Origin of the sequence: Mucilaginibacter sp. UR6-1 (genome assembly GCF_020880975.1) — a bacterium.
Classification (GTDB): Bacteria; Bacteroidota; Bacteroidia; order Sphingobacteriales; family Sphingobacteriaceae; genus Mucilaginibacter.
On record NZ_JAJIWP010000002.1, the window covers coordinates 1,036,202 to 1,054,142 of the forward strand.

Here is a 17,941-nt window from a genome sequence, read left to right on the forward strand (position 1 = left end):
TATACAGGCTGTTTTATAAAAAAAAATCTGCCCGCAATTTTATTCAGTACAATTTTTTTGTTGACTGCCGGGCTGGCCAATGCGCAAACCTTTGGTGGTAACCCGCCATCGTTAAAGTGGCAGCAGGTAAATACAGAGGCCGCTCGGGTAATTTTTCCTGCGGGAATGGATAGCACCGGTACACGTGTAGCTGTACTGATCAATCGGATAAATAACGTAGTAAAACCAACCATCGGCGTAAAGCAAAAGCAGGTTAATATTGTGCTGCAAAACCAAACTACCGAGAGTAACGGCTATGTTGGTTTGGCGCCGTTTCGCAGCGAGTTTTATTTAACCCCGCAGCAAAACAGCTTTGAACTGGGCAGCATACCATGGCCAGAAATGCTGGCCGTGCACGAGTTTAGGCACGTACAGCAATACAACAACTTTAACGTAGGCCTCTCGCATGTGTTAAAAATATTTTTTGGCGAAGGCGGGCAGGCATTTGGTAACGCGCTTAGCGTACCCAACTGGTTTTTTGAGGGCGATGCCGTATATAATGAAACATTAGTGAGCGCGCAGGGACGTGGGCGCTTACCTTATTTTTACAACGGCTTTCGCGGCTTATGGGCTGCCGGGAAAGATTATAACTGGATGAAGCTGCGCAACGGCTCGTATATTGATTATGTGCCCAACCATTACCCGCTTGGCTACATGATGGTGGCTTATGGCCGTGAAAAGTATGGCGATGATTTTTGGCGTAACGTTACCCATGACGCGGCTGCTTATAAAAGTTTGTTCTACCCATTTCAAAGCAGTGTTAAAAAGCATTCGGGGATAAGTTTTGGTGCTTTTCGTACCGCCGCGTCAGATCATTTCAGGCAACAGTTTAATGATGCCGCTCCGCAAAAGCAGGTTAAACACTTTATTGCTGATGAAGAATTTCCGGCATTTGTTAACGATAGCACCATTATCTACCTAAAAAGCCCTTATAACCAAATAGCAAGCTTTGTTATACGCACAGGTGGTAAGGAAAAAAAGATCACCACACGCGCCATATCTCAAGACAGGTATTTTGATTATAACAATGGCAAAATAGTATACTCAGCCTATCGCCGCGACCTGCGCTGGGGGTACCGCAATTACCATGAAATACGCGTGGTTGACGTAAGCAACGGCCACGAGCGTACCATCACCGGTAAAACCAAATATTTTTCGCCTGCCTTTAGTGCCGATGGTAAGCGTATAGTAGCTGTGCAGGCAAACCCTGATGGTAGCGCCACACTGCACGTATTGAATGCGCAAACGGGCAAGCTAATAACGGCAATTGCAAACCCTGATCGGTTATTTTATACTTACCCTAAGTTTTATGGTGATGATGTGCTCTCGGCTGTTCGCAACAACAGGGGAGAAATGGCCATTATAAGGGTTAATACTGTTACCGGCAAACAGGAAAACCTGCTGCCTTTTAGCCATCAGCCGGCAGGCTATTTAACAATTAAGCAGGATACAGTTTATTTTACCGCCACATCGGGCATTAACGATGATTTGTTCGCTTTATCTGTTAATGATAAAAAACTGTTTAAACTAAAAACCGGAACTAAGACCATAGGCTATTATCAGCCAACGGTATCTGCAGGCAAGCTGGCTTGGGTGGGCTTCACAGCCAGTGGCTATCAAATTATGCAAACCAATAAGCAGGATGTTAACTGGGAAGCAGTAGCTACCGGCAAACTGCCCGGCGGTTTACCTCAGTATAATGTTGCATCGCTTAATAAAAATGCGGCGTCGGGCTTAATTGAAAGGGTTGAGGATACGGTTTATAATTACCCTGTAGCTAAATACAGCAAAGGTTATAACCTGTTTAATTTTCACAGCCTGATACCTGAAATAAGCGACCCGGATTACCGCCTGTCTATCGTAGGGCAAAATGTGTTGAACACCTTTGAATCCGAACTGTATTTTAACTATAACCGTAACGAAGGTTACAAACAGGCAGGTTTTGATCTTACCTATGGTCAGCTTTTTCCATACCTGTCTGCCGGTGCCGATTATATTTATGAACGCCGCCGTATATACCGCGGCAGCGATGTTTACTGGAACGAGTTTAACATACATGGAGGTGTACAATTACCTTTTAACTTTACACGGGGCAAAAATATCACCGGCTTGAGTGTAGGCAGTGATTTGTATTACGCGCAAACCAATTACCAGGATGGTTTTGAGGCCTTTAACAGGCACTTTACTTACCTTAACAGTTACCTTAGCTTTTCAACCCGTGTACAACAGGCCAGGCAGCATATCAACCCCAGGTGGGGGCAAAGCCTGTTGTTCATCTATAAAAACGGGTTAAGCCTGTCGGCTAATCAATACCTGGCTTCGGGTACATTTTACCTGCCGGGTTTGTGGCCTAACCATAGTTTGGTTATCAATGCCGCGCATCAGCAGCATGGGCAAAACAACGCGGTAAGTTTTTCAAATAACTTCCCGTTTTCAAAAGGCTACTCGGTTGAAAATTTGTATAAGATGGATAAGCTGGGCGCTAATTACCATTTCCCGATTGCTTACCCTGATGCCGGGCTGGCCAATACCGTTTACCTGATGCGGATACGTGGAAATGCTTTTTACGAGTATACCCGCGCGTCTGACTTTTACACTACGGGCAACGTGTTTAAAGCCAATTTCAGGAGTGTGGGCGGAGCTGTGTTTTTTGATACCAAGTTTTTTAACGAAACGGCTATCTCATTCGGTGTAAGGTATAGCCGTTTGCTTGATCCGGATATTTTTGGTGGCACCGGCCGCGATCGTTTTGAGATAGTACTGCCGGTAAGTATTTTTTAAAGATAGAGCTGTACCATTTGTCGCCAGTAGCGTGGGCGGTGTGCATAGTTATCCCAAATGTACAGGCTGTTAGGTATTCCTTTATCCCAAAGTAACTGGCTAAACTCGTAGTTGTTATTCAAAAAAGGATCGGTTTCGCCAATAGCGAAAATATACTCGGAGCCGCGCAGTTTATCCAGCAGATCGGCATGGTGCATATTGCCGATGAATTGCATGGGTGAGTTGTAGTAAATTGAATCGTCGCGGTAGCCATCAAACAGGTCTTTGAATTCACCTATTACACGGGTAAGGTCATACCTGCCGCTCATGCATATTACTTTTTTAAAAACCGACGGATGTTTTAAGGCGATGTTAGCGGCATGGAAGGCGCCCATGCTGCAACCGGCCACTTCAAAAGTATCAGTATTGTTTTTTGAACGGATAAATGGCAGTAGTTCATCAAGTATATAGCCTTCGTACTGTAAATGCCTGTTTATACGTGCCGCCGGAGAAATTTCCTGATTATAAAAGCTTTCGCTGTCAATACTGTCAACGCAATATATCTGCAGGTGGCCATTTTCAAGCTGATCACGTAAAACCTCGATAATGCCCCAGTTCTCATAATCATAAAACCGGGCCATACGGGTAGGGAAGAAGAGTACCGCGCGGCCGCTATGCCCAAATACCAAAAGCTCCATATCGCGCTGCAATATGGTACTATACCATTTATGATATTCCCTGTTCATTTCGGCATAGCTTTTTGATGGTGAATATCAGTAGTGCATGTTACTTAATTGTGAATAAATAATTAATGATGAACCTTTAAATGATCAGATACTACCTGTTTCCACAGCTCGTAACCCTCCTTGCTTAAATGCAGTCCGTCATTAACAAAATACTTGCCTTTAGGATGGTCGCCGGCATCAACCATATGGCTAAATATATTAATAAAATGCCAGTTATTACCGCTTTTAACTATTTCAGTTTCAATTAAATTATTGGTGTATTTAAACCTGTCAATAATATTTCGGCGGTTTATGCTTGGCTTTAAGGATATATAATAGCAAGGTATATTGCCAAACCTGCTGCTTACCTCAACCATTAGTTGCCTGAAAAAAATGTATACCTCTTCGGGGGTGCGGCCATCGCCCAAATCGTTATCACCGGCGTATACCACCATGCGCTTTGGGTTATAAGTAAGCATTATCCGTTTAAAAAACCATACACAAGCGGCAAGTGTTGAGCCGCCAAAACCAAGGTTAACGGGTTTCAGGTCGGCAAAATCGGTGTATAGGTTTTCCCATAGCCGTATTGACGAGCTACCGTAAAACAATGTTTCAGGCTCGTAGGGCAATTGCCGGCTTCGTTTCTCTAACTCCTTAACGTCTTCTTCGTACCAATACATTCAAAAATACTTGTGTTTGCGGTTTCAAAGTAAGCAAATAATCAGCCAGCACAATATTATCATTTGCTTTTTAGCATCTGTATGCCAAATGCTTTTTAGTTAAAAACAAACATTTGGGTACAAAAATTAGTTGTTATACCGTTTATACAAGCCGCACAGATATATAGGTTAAACAATAGCGGCCAAGGTTTACGTTATAATATTTTGTCAATTTCTGATCGGTGAATGGCTGAAAATCATTGGAAACGGTTTATGCGCTCTATTAAAGGAAAGGTGGTTTTTGCCTTTTTGCTGGCTTGTGTTGCCCTTTTTTTAGCATGGAGTGTTAGCAGGGGCGCCTTTGATGAAATGCTGGATGCAGTTGAAAATATCTCCGCCCCGAATGATAAACTGCGCATTGTGAATGATCTTTCGCGGCGTGTGGCCCAGCTTGACCAGATGCAGCGTATGCAGGTGTTGCGTAATGGCGGCGAACACGATAAATTTTTTAAAGAAACCCGCCGCATTAATAAATCCATTGATACCCTGCAAGGTTTTTACCAGAATGACAGGGTGCAGCTTTGGCGCTTAAAATCGTTACGAAAGCTATTGCGTGAGCGCGATAAGCTGTTTATGAACTACCTCCAGGTGCGCGAAAAGCTGGTGAACAACAAGCTTTTTTCGGCACAGGTTGAGGTACTTAATGAGTTGGTTGATAAAAATGCCAAGGCTGATAGCGCCGCTGTAACTACCGAGAAAAAAACATCCACCACCATCATCTACCCTCAGAATAATGAGGACAGGCGTGGTTTTTTTGGCAAGCTGTTCGGTAAAAAGAAAAAGCCTGCCGATACTGCATATAAGGTGGTAAGTGAACAACTTAATATTGAAAAGGATACCGTTGCCCAGGCTATTAAGGACAGCATTATGGAGAGCATGACCCAGGCTGTATCCCGTATCGAAAAAAATCAGTTGCGTAAAAGTGCCCAGTTCATTAACCAGGAGGTGGTGCTGGCGAATGCCAATACCAAGCTCATAACGCAAATTCTCTCTATCCTGAAACAGGTTGAAAATGAGGTAGTATCACAAATAGAGTATAATAACAGCCACGCAAAAACAGTGGTGAATACCAGCGTTAAAAAGATAAGCCTGATCATGCTCGCTTTCTTTTTGATCACGCTGATACTGGTATCCTTAATATTGGCCGATATATCGCGCAGCAACCGTTACCGTAAGGAGTTGGAAGAAGCCAAGGAGATAGCCGAATATCATAGTATGGCCAAGCAGCGTTTCCTGTCAAACATGAGCCATGAAATACGTACGCCGCTGCAATCCATCATTGGCTATGCCGAACTCATCAGGCAGCAGGAGCATCCGCGCCGCAACCACATTGAGGCCATCTACCAATCGTCAGGCCATCTCATGCAGATTGTGGATGAGGTGCTGGATTATAACCGCATCATATCAGGCAAATTCACCTTTACCAACGCTGTGTTCAATATGCTCGAAGTGTTGAACGAGGTAGCCTCGGTAGTGCGTTTTCAGGCTGAAAAGAAAAAACTCAAACTGGAGCTTAAAGCCAATTTTTCGCCCCGGGTTTATGTTGATGGTGATGCTTTCAGGCTAAAGCAGGTTTTATACAACCTGCTGGGTAATGCTATCAAATTTACTGATGAGGGTTCGGTAAGGCTGGCGGTAACATGCGTTACACAAGGTGGTCGCTTAAACTTTACGTTCAGGGTGGCTGATACGGGTATGGGTATGGCTCCTTCAGATCTGCAAAAGATCTTTAACGAGTTTGAGCAGGCCGATAATAACCGTACGCAGATAGGTACCGGCCTGGGCCTTACCATTAGCAAGCAACTGGTTGAAGCGCAGGGCGGTAGTATACACGTAAGCAGCAGGCTGGGCCGGGGCTCGCAATTTATATTTCACCTGAGCTTCCCTGTAGCCGCCGAGCCGGAGAAGCATCATCAGCATACTGCCCCGCCTGTGTTAAAAGCGGGTACCGAAATGGTGTGGGTGGTAGATGATGATAATTTTATACTCGAAATGTGCTCGCTGATGCTTACCAGGCATAACATAAGCCACCGCAGTTTTAACTCGGCACAGCAGGTACTTGATGCCGCCTGGACCGAAGATGTAAAATATATCCTGATGGATATACGTATGCCGGGTATGAGCGGTATTGAGCTTTGCAAAGCCCTGCGTGCAAAATTACCGGGCGAGGTACAAATATACGCGCTTACGGCACAGGTGATTCCGCAGGAGCGGGAGAGCATACTGGCCTCGGGTTTTAATGGTATTGTTAAAAAGCCGTTTAAAGAGCATGAGCTGATAGAGATATTTGATTTTGAGGACAATGATGTAACTAATGAGGATATTGATTTGCGAACCCTTGAGCAAATGACCTTTGGCGATAAGGATCAGCTTGCCCGCATACTCGAACTGTTTACCGAAGATACATTTAATGATATTAACAGCTTAAAACAGTTGCTGGAGAATTACAGTGATGAGTTACTTGAGCAAATAGCCCTCACGGTGCACCGCATGGCCGGGCGTACGGCTCAAATTGGAGCAAAACCGCTCGCTGCCGATTTGCGCGCTACCGAGCTTGAACTGAACAAGGCGGATACGATGACCAATACACTTTCAAACAAACTGCTTGCTTTGATCGTACGCTTGCAGCAACTGCGTGAACAGATACGACGCGACTATCTTCACAACGCCGAAGTTTAAGAGTCGAGCCCGTAGCGCTCTATTTTAGCGTAAAGCGTTTTACGATCAATATTTAACAACTTGGCCGCTTTTGATTTATTGTATTTTACTTTTTGCAGCGTTTGCTGTATAACGGTTCTTTCATTCGCCTCGTTAAGTGCCTTCAAATCGGCATCGGCAGGTACGGTTGGCAGGTGGGTAATGTAGGTGCGCATTTCGTCGGGCAATGATTCTGCCCCGGCTTCTTCACCGCGGGTAAGCAACACCATGCGTTTTATCACATTTTTAAGCTCGCGCAAGTTTCCGGGCCAGTCATAACGGGTAAGCAATTCCATACCTTCCGGCGATATGCTTTTCACGTTACGCTCCAGTTCCTGGTTAGATATATTGATGAAGTGACTGATAAACAGTTGCAAATCCTTGCCACGTTCACGTAGGGCCGGTATCTGTATCTTAAATTCATTTATACGGTGGTATAAGTCCTGCCTGAAATCGCCATTGCTTACACTGCTCAGCAGGTCATCATTGGTAGCTGCAATAATGCGCACATCTACCTTTATCTGTTTGGTACTGCCCAGAGGCTGTATGGTATTCTCCTGCAAGGCACGCAGCAGTTTAACCTGCACATCGTAGCTCAGGTTACCTATCTCATCCATAAATAAGGTACCGCCATCGGCTACTTCAAATAAGCCCTTTTTGTCGGCCAGTGCACCTGTAAATGCGCCTTTAATATGCCCGAACAGCTCACTGGCTGCAAGATCTTTTGAAAGGGCGCCGCAATCAATGGCTATAAAAGGTTTATCGGCACGTTTGCTGCGCTCATGTATAAAGCGAGCGGCATGTTCCTTACCTGTACCGCTTTCGCCCTGTATCACTACCGACATGTCAGTAGGTGCAACAAGGTCAATATATTCGTAAAGTTTGTCTGATTCGGAGCTGGTACCTTTTATAAACCCGGGATAGCTGGTTGTGGTAGCAGCAGCGGCAGGTTTATCCGCTTTAACGGTATCCGCCTTTTGCTCATCGCTTTTTGCTGTTAATGCCGATTTTAGTATCATCAGCAATTCATCAGGATTAACCGGTTTTGTAATATAGTCTGACGCGCCTGCCTGTATGGCTTTAACTGCCGTACGTACATCGTTAAAACTGGTCATCATCACCGCCGGAATTTTCAGGCCCTTGTCATGCGCGTAAGCCATCACTTCTAAGCCGGTACCATCAGGCAAGCGGTAATCAAGCAGCAGCATGTCAAATTTTTCGTCATCCAGTTGCCTGAGGCCGTTCTTAATATTGTTTACAGCACTAACCTCATGACCATTTCTGGGTAAAAAGCCTTGTAAAATTTGTGAAAAAGTAGCGTCGTCCTCAACCAGTAATATTTTCGCCATCGGTAGTTTGTTGCAAATAAGGCGTAAAAATACAAAAGCCGGAATAAATTCCGGCCTTTGTTGTTGAGGTATATTGTGATTATGAGTGCTTATTTATTGCTTTACAGGGCGTCCGTCCTTGTCAAGCTTCACAAATCGCAGATCATCACCTTTTTTAAGGTTAATGATATAATACTCGGCTGCACCTGATTTTACTAATGATGCATCAACCGCGGTGTATTCTTTAACCGCGTCGCTTTTCAGCGTGGTTTTGATAGCCTCAGGTAATTCTTCAACTTTTACAGGGGTTTTAACTTCCTGGGTTGTGCCTGTAGCTGCGGTAGCATTAGTACCGGCAGCACCCGCGCTGGTTGAATCCTGCTGAGTTTGCTGCGCTGGTTGTTGTTGTGATGCTGCTGGTTGTTGGGTTGTTGTATTTTGAGCGTTTGCGTTTACTACTCCTATTAGGCCTAAAAAGGCTACTGACAAAATTATCTTTTTCATAAGTTATAAATATATGTTTGTTATAAGTATGATAACCTATTGTTCAGAATTGTGCCAGTACGTGTAATTGTATTTAATTGTTTGATAATTAGTTGTTTGTATTTTATTGATAGGAGAAATAATTGTGGAGCAACTCCACAATATGCCCTGTTAATCGGCAAATTCAGGGTATAAGCAGTTGTTTAAATTGCAGGCTATCTCCCTTAAATGCATTAAAATCTACCTCGTGGCTAATGCCATTTACGTAAGCCCTGTCCGAATGTTGCCAAAACCACCAGTTGGTATTTTCAGGTAATTTAAGTTCGTGCTGGTAATAATGTGCTATCCATAACGGGTAGGCATCAAAATAACCTTCCAGGTATTGCCTGTAAAAGCTGATGTTGGTGTAAATGATAGGCTTTACGTGTATCTTCTTTTCCAGGTGATTTATAAACGCGGTTAACTCCTGCCGCATTTTTTCGGGTGATACATTATCCGTAACCTCAATATCAACAACCGGCGGTAGATCTCCGCTTTCGGGCTTTACGTTTTGCAGAAAAAAACGTGCCTGCCATAAGCCATCCTTTTTAGGGTGAAAATAATGATACGCGCCGCACACAATACCAAATTTAGGGGCTTCGCGCCAGTTACGTTTAAAATAAGGATCGGCAGTGAGCAGACCCTCGGTAGCCTTTATAAAAGCGAAGCGTATGCGTACGCTATCCTCTTCCATGGCGGCCACCTGCTGCCAGTTTATGTTACCCTGCGCGTACGATACATCAATGCCATGTATCTTGTACGCTACCGGTATATCAATATCAAAACTTTTATAGGTGCGATAGGTGGCAGGCTTGCCGCTATCCCATATCCATCGCCAGGTTGATGAGAAAAACTTAACCACATAGCCATAATAAAAAGGCGATAGCAGTATAAGCACTAAACCTATGGCATAAGGGTACCAGTTAAATGTATTGCCCGTTTTCTTTTTCCGTTTCGCGGTAGCTGATGGCTTGCGTTTTACCGTTGTTCGGGGTTTGGCAGGGGCGGGTTGTTTACGGGTAGGCACGGGGCAAAATTATAAAAATAAAGCAGGCCGATTAAGAGCCTGCTTTATTTTTATAACAAGAGTTAGTTGTATAATACTATAAATTCGCTTGCAAATAATTCAATATTATAGTCCTTAAAAAAATCTACATAGTAATAATACAGACCATTATCTGATCGCTCAAACAATCCATCACTATTTTCAAACCTGCCTCTGTAAATATTATCAATGGTCAACGAGGTGAAATCACCATTCTGTAAAGAGGTGCTTACTTTAGTTATTTTGGCATCTTTAAAAATAAGCCCTACTCTTTTAACTTTCGGAACATCAAGGTTATTGGTGAAAACTAATTGTACCTCATTTGGACTTATGTTAACTTCCTTACAATCAAACTCATTATGCAAATCAATATATGTAGTGCCATCTTCAATCTCTGTTAGGCTTTTGAATAATTCAGTTTCTGTAAGTCTTATTTCCAAAACAGTCAGTTATTAATCTTTCTTCTGGATAATGCAGCGTTCATTCTTCAACAGCTCAACAGATTCCGCTATCTCATAGGCTGATTTCATGCGTTTTTCTTCCGTTTTATAATATTTTTTAAGCTCTTTGCGGTGATAAGCCTGGTAAAAGCGGCGTACTTCTTCGTCGGTTTGCAGGATCAGGCCGGGTACGGGTAGGGTGTTCCGCTGCTCATCCATGGCAACCATGGTGAGGTAACTGGTATTGGTATGCTTTACCTGCTGGGTGGTCACGCTTTCAGAGATCACCTTTATGCCGATCACCAGCGAGGTTTTGCCCACGTAATTAACTGATGCCATTAATGATACCAGCTCGCCAACCTCAACGGGCGCTAAAAAGTCAATGGTATCAACCGAGGCGGTAACGCAGTATGCCCCGGCATGTTTGGCGGCGCAGGCATAGGCCACCTTATCCATCAGCCCCATAATAATGCCCCCATGTATCTTGCCCCCAAAGTTGGAGTACGCGGGTATCATCAGTTCGGTAAGCGTGGTTTGTGATGCGGCTACGGTTTTAAAATCTTCCATCAATATAATTATTTACCTGCCATTGATTTTTCGCGGATCGACCTGAACTCCGAGTTCTTTTTCCACTGAGGGAAGGTGTTTTCGCCGGCCAATCTGGTGCCTATCTTATATAATATATTCGCTGTCTGCGTCATACCGCTCAGGTTCATATCCGGTGTGTAATTATCTGATGGTTGATGGTAGTGTTCGGCTGTAAATATTTCTCCCTGCTTTTCGCCCCACTTACGGCCATGCTGCTTATTGTCCGGGCCTGTGTGCATATCCAAAGCAGGTACGCCAACTTTGGCAAAATTAAAGTGGTCCGAACGGTAGTAGCCCCCAGCACCCGGGGTTGGGTCGGCCTCAACGGTCAGCCCTTGCTCTTTGGCTATCGCTTCTACGTAGTCTTCCAGGTCATTTTGCCCTTTGCCGGTAATGGGTATATCATTGCTTTCACCATCTGGCGATAGGGCATCCATATTCAGGTTACCCACGGTTTTATTTAACGGGAACAGCGGATGCGTAGCGTAAAACTCTGATCCTAACAATCCTTGTTCCTCCGCCGTAACTGATAGGAATAGTATTGAACGCTTAGGCTGTTCCTTAGCGTTTTTAAACGCCTTGGCCATGGCAAGCAGGGCGGCGGTTCCGCTGGCGTTATCAACCGCGCCGTTGTAAATGCTGTCGCCTTTGGCATCCGGCTGGCCGATACCCAGGTGATCCCAGTGGGCGGTATAAACAATATATTCATCAGGCTTGGTGCTGCCTTTTAACACCGCCGCAACATTATGCGAGGTAGAATACTTTAATTTATTGGTGATGCCGAGGGTTGCCGTAGTGTTAAGTGTCACTGCTTTAAAATCCTTTTTGCGGGCATAGGTGCGCATATCTTCAGTAATACCGGCATTGGCTAATAATTTCTTAGCTGTTTCTTCACTTAACCAGCCTTCCATTTTGCAACGGGAAAGGTGCTTGTCTGTTTGTTGCAGATATAATTTTGAGCCCGTAAAGCTGGTGTTTATTACGCTCCATGGGTAACTTGCCGGTTCTGTTTGATGCACAATGAGTATGCCTGCCGCGCCCTGACGGGCGGCTTCTTCATATTTATACGTCCAGCGGCCATAATAGGTCATGGTATCACCATGAAAAAGCGTACGGTTGCCTGATTTAAAACCGGGGTCGTTCACTAATACCACCACTGTTTTGCCCTTTACGTCCAAACCTTTATAGTCGTTCCAGCCATACTCCGGTGCAACAACACCATAACCGACAAATACCAGCGGCGAGTTTTTTAACGCTACGGATGGCAGTTCCTGGCGGGTTGAGGCCACAAAGTCGGTACCCGCTTTTAGTGTTGCTGATGTTTTTCCGCTTAGCTGGAGCGCGGTTGGCGTACCGGTAATTTCAACCAGTGGTACATCCTGAAAATAGCTGCCATTATTTGCCGGCTCTAAACCTAATTGTTTAAACTGCGCGGCCAGGTAGTTGATGGTTTTTGTTTCGCCCTCGGTAAAAGGTTTGCGCCCGGTAAGCGAGTCGTCGGCCAGTGCGGAAAGGTATCCGCGTATATCATTATCAGTGATTGGGCCGGTAGCTGTTTGCGTATCAGCTTTTTTATCGTTACAGCCAAACCAAACGGCAGCCGTAAACAACAGCCCCAGGGTTAGGGTATTGCGTTTCATGGTGTTCATATTACCAAATGTAATAAGCGCATTTTAAAAACACTAATCATATTAAAAACGAAAGATATCGGCCAGTGGTCGATTCAATGTTTCCATTGGTCGATACTACTCGTTTTTATGATTTCTGTACAATACTTTTATACAGCCGGGAATAAAAGAAGCTAACTATTGATTAGTGTGTTTAAGCAATTAAGGGTTATCAGCTTGCTGATAACCCTTTTGCATTTTAATAATAATATTGCTGATCAGTCGGCATCTTCGTCAGGCGAAACATCCCGGGCAGACCGTGAGCTTTCATAATCATGTTCACCATCCTGGTCGTCGCTTTTAAAATTTACCTTATCGGTTTTTTCGTCTGATGGTTCGGTACGCGCTAAGTAGGCATTGGTGTAACCCGCGTTTTGCGAAGGGTTATTTGGCGCATCACCTGATGGGGTTTGGTTCTCCTCACCAAAGTTATGCCCACCCGCGCCATGGCTTTCCATGCCGGGCGCATCGGCATTTTTTACCTCGCCGCCTAAAAAGGTTTTTTTAAGGCTTTCCTCTTTCAGGTTATCATCGTCAACCGGGTAAGCATTAGGCTTGGCGGCATCGTTATTCTTCAATTCATCATCGCTATATGCAGTCATAATATTTACTATTGGTACTGTATAGTAAGCTTTTGTATGATGAAATTGTTTTGATTAGTTCATGGATGATGGTTCATGGTTAATAGGCGGAGTAAGGAAATCGAATTGCTCACTATGAACCATGAACCATCATCTATTAACTCCCTAAAGCACCTTCTCGCGCAATTCCCTGGCAATGGCTTCGGTTACGCAAATAATATCTTCGGCTACGTGGCTGTTGTTGGTGATCACCTTGTGGCATTCATCCTTGTAAGGCAGCAGGTACTCTTTATATGCCGGTACAACATGGTTTACCCATTTGTAGTGCACGTCATCGTTAGAGTAGCCGCGTTCGGTAAGGTCGCGTTTAAGGCGGCGTTGCAGGGCCACTTCCTCATCGGCATCAATAAACACCTTGAGGTCAAGCATGTCAGCGATCTTACGGAAATGCAGTATAAAAAGTCCCTCAACAATGAGTATCGGTGCTGATTTTATTTCGAGCGTTTTAGGCTTCGCGTGAGGGTTGTTAAAAGTATATTCCTGCTTGGTGATGCTTTTGTTATTCAGCAGGTCCTCAATATCATTTTCAAAGTGGGTATGATCAATGGTATCAGGCAAATCAAAGTTGTACAGCTTGTTCTCTTCGGCTGTCATGGTATCAGCCACCGGGAAGTAATAATCATCCTGAGAAACAAGCGCTACTTCATTACTGCTGAAGTGCTGTAAAAAACATTTCAAAAAAAAAGTTTTGCCAGAGCCGCTGCCACCGGCTATGCCAACAATAAAAGGTTTATTCATTCGTGGTACCGTAGCTTATATTTACATGAAAGCGTTTATCAAGCGCGCCTAATGATTCGGCTACATTTTTTGTCATAACAATGATAACGTCTTTAGTTGACTCGTTATCGGTAAAGCGGCCAACCACCTTTGCAAAGGTAGTACGGTTGGTCATCGGGTTGATGATCTTGATCACCGTACCTATAGGGGCGGTGCGGTGCAATACCAGTTTTTTATTCGCGTCAAGGCCGGCCTCTTCCATCCAGGTGGCCACGCCTTTTTCATTTTTTTCGTATAAACCGTAGCGGTTTGGCCTAACACCACCAACCGAGTCGGTTGTTGATACCGGCATAGGCTCTGTTGAATCGCGCACGGCGGCTACTTTTGTGCTGTCAGGCACGGTTGTTACCGGGGCCACAACAGGAGTAGTGGTTGCCTTGTTGGCACGTACTTTAATGATCTGCCCTGCTGTAAGCGATTTTTTGGTGAGCTTGTTAATGTTCACTATGTCATCAACAGTGGTGTTAAAACGGCGGGCAATGGCAAACAATGTTTCACCTGCCGATACCTTGTAATCCTGATATTCCGGAATATTATTGGCATCAGCAACAGGTTGGGTTTCCGGTTGTGCAGCCGGTGTGTTGTTTTTTACAACAGGTTGTGTTGCGGGTTGCTGTACCGGCTGGGTAGCTGGTTTTGTTTGCTGTTGCTGAGCAGCCGGCGTTGTAGTGGCTACAGGTTGCTGGCTTTCGTTATAATCAACCTCGGTAGGTACCTTAATTACGTTGCCAATACGCATTGGCGCGTTGTTGTTGAATTTGATGATTGCGTTAGGCTTTACATTGTAGCGGCGGCCTATGGCGTAGTAGTTATCCTTTGGATCTATTTTATGGAGGATGATCTTTTTCCCGTTCTGGTTTTCGACACCTATTGAATCAATTACGTTACCGGCAAGTACAGGTATAGAAAAGGTAAGTGTTGATATCAATAGAAAAGTCAGCTTAAATTTCATAATGTTTTATAATACAATAAATTATAATTCCAAAACCAGCAGCTCGGTTTTGTTTTTCAGGCAGATTAGCCAATTTTTATGTAATACAAACGCCTCGGGCTGTAATTTTTGTATATCGGTCATCAATATTTCTTCGTAACAAATACTATCAGCATTCAGCACATATAACTCCTGCTGCAGGCCCCGGCTGTTACGGGTGTGCAAAGATACAATTCTATAACTATTGTGCTCAATATAATGTATCAAACCGTTTGCCGGTTTAATATGCTGCAATTGTGCGGGTAGCTGTTGCGGCGATATGTATTGCGGTACAATGATCTGCCTGATCAGCTCACTATCAATAACATAATTATAGGGCCTGATGGCTTTACCGGTTTCTATATCATGCACATATAGCTTTTTAGGTAACATCTGGGTGTTGAACATTATGGGGCCGTTAATGCTTAAATGATCAAACGCCAGGGAGTAATTGCTCCATAATGCAGCAGCATCGGCAACGTTAACGGCCGCTATGCCTTTATGCACCGGTGAACTTTCCCCCTGAAAAAAGTGGAGCAGCAGTACACCGTTATGCGCGGTTTCCATGCCGGTGAGCCAGCGTTCGTGCGTGGTATAGCCGTCAAAATTAAGGTGCGCCTTTGGCAGGTTAATGGCAGCAAAGCTTGTCGTTCTGTCAGCCTCGTTACGTATTTCAAGCAGCAGGGCAGAGGTAACCTCATCAATATCCATGCGCCAGATGGTGCCGTTAAATTTTTTTTGCAGGATGGGGCTCAATGCTGTCATAAGTTTGCAAATATCCTATAATTATTAAAATCTGCTTAGCTTTGGTACAAACATTGAACTTATACGCCTGTTAACAATCAAAACAACATTTAAATCTTATGAACGCAAAAGAAATAAGCCTTGAAGAACGTAAAGTAAAACCGGTAGTAGATCTGTTGAACGATCTGCTGGCTAACTACCATATACATTACCAAAAGCTAAGGGGCTGCCACTGGAACATAAAAGGACAAAACTTTTTTACCCTGCACCTTAAATTTGAAGAACTATATACCGAGGCATTAACCACTATTGATGAGCTTGCTGAGCGTATATTAACATTAGGCAAACCACCGCACAGCACCTTTGCCGATTATATAAAAGAATCAACCATCAAGGAAATAAATACCATTGGTATGAAGGATACCGATATGGTGCGAGCCATTATTCAGGATATGGCATTGCTGATTGGTATGGAGCGCGAGATACTTGACGTTACCGCTGATGTAGGCGATGACGGTACCAACGATATGGTTAACCGCTTTATGCAATTCAAGGAAAAAACCACCTGGATGCTCCGCTCATTTGTGAACGAAGACTAATTGGTTTAGATATTAAAAGTTAGATTTGAGAAATTAGATAAAGCTCATACATCATACATAAAAAGAGAAGCCCCGCTAAATCAGCGGGGCTTCTCTTTTTATAAAAATATGCAATTCAAAATTCCGTTAATTCTCAAATTCTGAAAATTCAGGTTCAGATTAAAATCTATAACTCAGCGTCAGATACAAATTATCATTAGTACGTTTTATCAAAGCTGATGGACTTGCATCTCCAACCTCATAAGGGAAAATAGTGTTCGAGCCGGTGCTGTGCAGATAGGTAGCATCAACAGAGTAATGGCCTGAACGGAAGCCTAAACCACCTGACGCGGTTTTGATGTTGCTGCCGTTATCGCGCATTGGGTTGCCAAAAATATTATAACCACCACGCAGGTAAGCAAAGCGGCCTAAACGGGCTTCAGCACCAACACGTGTATTTACAGCACCTTTATAAAAGGTACGGATGTTGCCGTTGTCTTCAAAATCAGCATCATAGCTGTCATTACTCATTAACTTGGCTGAACTATAATCAACATACTCCACATCGCCCGTAATAAAACCGTAGTTTTTGAAAAAGTAGGCTATACCACCTGCTACCTTTAACGGTGTACGCAAATCGTAATTCAAGGTGTACACTTCCGAATTACGGAAACTGTTAACACCGCTTACATCTGTTGCCAGTGTTTCGCGGTAAGTGTCCTCCATATTATACCAGGTAGGCGAGGTAAAGTTAAAGCCCAGGCGTAAAGACTCAACCGGTTTGTAGATCATACCCAGCTTAACATTTGCACCGGTACCGCGAGTAGCCTGATCCTGCATAAAAGCCGATTGAAAATCACGGTTCACATTTGTATTGTTTTCAAAGGATGACAATACACCGCTTTCTGAAAATATCTGGGTAGAGTTATAGTTAATGGTTGCTATACCCAGGCTTGCACCTATGTAAAATTTGTTGCTGTTATTAGCACCAAGTGAAAGATTGAATTCCGATTGGCCGCCTGTACGGGTAATTACGTTGCGTTGTATAGCATCGGTGTTATTATCAATAATTACGGCACTGCCATAGTATGGTACATTATTTGGGTCTCTATAATCTCTCACAAGTTTATGTGCGTAAGCCCAATCAGCTAATAAATCGGTTCCGCTTGCATTAGCCCGGTTGGTATAATAATCACTTATAGAGCTTGAATTATTGTTGCCGCCAAAGGTTGTATTGTCATAAAAATTATTGGTACGGCTGTAACCCACACCAAAGTTTAAGCTCAGCCATCCTTCGGTTTTGCTTGCACCGCGTGCCGTGTTCAACTGTGAGTAAAAAACAGCAGCCGCGTTATTTAAATTACCATTGTTTTTACTATCGTTTGTATTGTTACCCAAATAACTGCTGTTTGATTTAAACATGTTAAATTCAGGGGTAACACTCATTTCCGAACGGGTGAAAAAGCCTAAGCCTGCCGGGTTTCCGCTTACCGAGGTAAGGTCGCCACCTACAGCAACATTGGCATTACCAATGGCCTTAATGCGTGCCGTTGAGCCCGGTTGTGTAGTTGAAAACCTGATAGCATCCTGTGAATATTGGGCAAAGCTACTTTTAGCAATGGCTACCATAACCATCGCGCTCAGTATATATTTTAATTTCATGTAGTGATATATGTTACGTGATAATTCAGACAAAAATAA

At 43.9% G+C, this 17,941-nt stretch carries 16 protein-coding genes; 3 read left to right on the top strand and 13 right to left on the bottom strand.

Features of this window, described 5'->3' with window-relative positions; translation table 11 throughout:
- Positions 1-57 precede the first annotated feature (57 nt).
- A complete protein-coding gene (locus LJ707_RS09900) occupies positions 58-2,820 on the top strand; it encodes a hypothetical protein (RefSeq protein ID WP_228950651.1) in 2,763 nt (920 codons plus the stop codon).
- On the opposite strand, the gene LJ707_RS09905 is transcribed toward LJ707_RS09900, so the two are convergent.
- Together LJ707_RS09905 and LJ707_RS09910 are read right to left on the bottom strand one after the other, a co-directional pair.
- The gene (locus tag LJ707_RS09905; RefSeq protein WP_228950652.1) at positions 2,817-3,545 is read right to left on the bottom strand and encodes an esterase family protein; all 729 of its coding nucleotides are present in this window, start codon (positions 3,543-3,545) and stop codon (positions 2,817-2,819) included. The genes LJ707_RS09900 and LJ707_RS09905 overlap by 4 nt on opposite strands.
- A gap of 62 nt (positions 3,546-3,607) precedes the next feature.
- Positions 3,608-4,204, bottom strand: a complete 597-nt coding sequence (locus LJ707_RS09910) for a GDSL-type esterase/lipase family protein (protein ID WP_228950653.1) — start codon at positions 4,202-4,204, stop codon at positions 3,608-3,610.
- A 225-nt stretch (positions 4,205-4,429) separates the two neighbouring features.
- Here LJ707_RS09910 and LJ707_RS09915 point away from each other — a divergent pair, with 225 nt between their 5' ends.
- A complete protein-coding gene (locus LJ707_RS09915; protein WP_228950654.1) occupies positions 4,430-6,922 on the top strand; it encodes an ATP-binding protein in 2,493 nt (830 codons plus the stop codon).
- Here LJ707_RS09915 and LJ707_RS09920 read toward each other — a convergent pair.
- From LJ707_RS09920 to LJ707_RS09965, 10 genes are all read right to left on the bottom strand, one after another.
- A complete protein-coding gene (locus LJ707_RS09920; protein WP_228950655.1) occupies positions 6,919-8,289 on the bottom strand; it encodes a sigma-54 dependent transcriptional regulator in 1,371 nt (456 codons plus the stop codon). The genes LJ707_RS09915 and LJ707_RS09920 overlap by 4 nt on opposite strands.
- 93 nt (positions 8,290-8,382) lie before the next feature.
- Positions 8,383-8,772, bottom strand: coding sequence for a hypothetical protein (locus tag LJ707_RS09925; protein ID WP_228950656.1), 390 nt, complete (start codon positions 8,770-8,772; stop codon positions 8,383-8,385).
- Between the two features lie 163 nt (positions 8,773-8,935).
- The gene (locus LJ707_RS09930; RefSeq protein WP_228950657.1) at positions 8,936-9,817 is read right to left on the bottom strand and encodes a glycoside hydrolase family 25 protein; all 882 of its coding nucleotides are present in this window, start codon (positions 9,815-9,817) and stop codon (positions 8,936-8,938) included.
- A 62-nt stretch (positions 9,818-9,879) separates the two neighbouring features.
- The gene (locus LJ707_RS09935) at positions 9,880-10,275 is read right to left on the bottom strand and encodes a hypothetical protein (protein WP_228950658.1); all 396 of its coding nucleotides are present in this window, start codon (positions 10,273-10,275) and stop codon (positions 9,880-9,882) included.
- A gap of 12 nt (positions 10,276-10,287) precedes the next feature.
- On the bottom strand, positions 10,288-10,842 hold the full coding sequence (locus tag LJ707_RS09940) for an acyl-CoA thioesterase (RefSeq protein ID WP_228950659.1): 555 nt from the start codon (positions 10,840-10,842) through the stop codon (positions 10,288-10,290).
- A gap of 8 nt (positions 10,843-10,850) precedes the next feature.
- A complete protein-coding gene (locus LJ707_RS09945; protein ID WP_228950660.1) occupies positions 10,851-12,503 on the bottom strand; it encodes a M28 family metallopeptidase in 1,653 nt (550 codons plus the stop codon).
- Between the two features lie 245 nt (positions 12,504-12,748).
- On the bottom strand, positions 12,749-13,132 hold the full coding sequence (locus LJ707_RS09950; RefSeq protein WP_228950661.1) for a hypothetical protein: 384 nt from the start codon (positions 13,130-13,132) through the stop codon (positions 12,749-12,751).
- A 144-nt stretch (positions 13,133-13,276) separates the two neighbouring features.
- Positions 13,277-13,909 (bottom strand): uridine kinase, encoded by a 633-nt coding sequence (locus tag LJ707_RS09955; RefSeq protein WP_228950662.1) that lies wholly within the window; start codon positions 13,907-13,909, stop codon positions 13,277-13,279.
- On the bottom strand, positions 13,902-14,900 hold the full coding sequence (locus LJ707_RS09960; protein WP_228950663.1) for a LysM peptidoglycan-binding domain-containing protein: 999 nt from the start codon (positions 14,898-14,900) through the stop codon (positions 13,902-13,904). Before LJ707_RS09960 ends, LJ707_RS09955 begins: the two co-directional genes overlap by 8 nt.
- A 21-nt stretch (positions 14,901-14,921) precedes the next feature.
- Complete coding sequence (locus tag LJ707_RS09965) at positions 14,922-15,683, bottom strand: DUF4905 domain-containing protein (RefSeq protein WP_228950664.1); 762 nt, start codon at positions 15,681-15,683, stop codon at positions 14,922-14,924.
- 98 nt (positions 15,684-15,781) lie between these two features.
- On the opposite strand from LJ707_RS09965, the gene LJ707_RS09970 reads away from it, so the two are divergent.
- On the top strand, positions 15,782-16,261 hold the full coding sequence (locus tag LJ707_RS09970) for a Dps family protein (RefSeq protein ID WP_228950665.1): 480 nt from the start codon (positions 15,782-15,784) through the stop codon (positions 16,259-16,261).
- A 159-nt stretch (positions 16,262-16,420) separates the two neighbouring features.
- Here the strand turns inward: LJ707_RS09970 and LJ707_RS09975 are convergent, their stop codons facing one another.
- Positions 16,421-17,902, bottom strand: coding sequence for an OmpP1/FadL family transporter (locus LJ707_RS09975; RefSeq protein ID WP_228950666.1), 1,482 nt, complete (start codon positions 17,900-17,902; stop codon positions 16,421-16,423).
- Positions 17,903-17,941 lie beyond the last annotated feature (39 nt).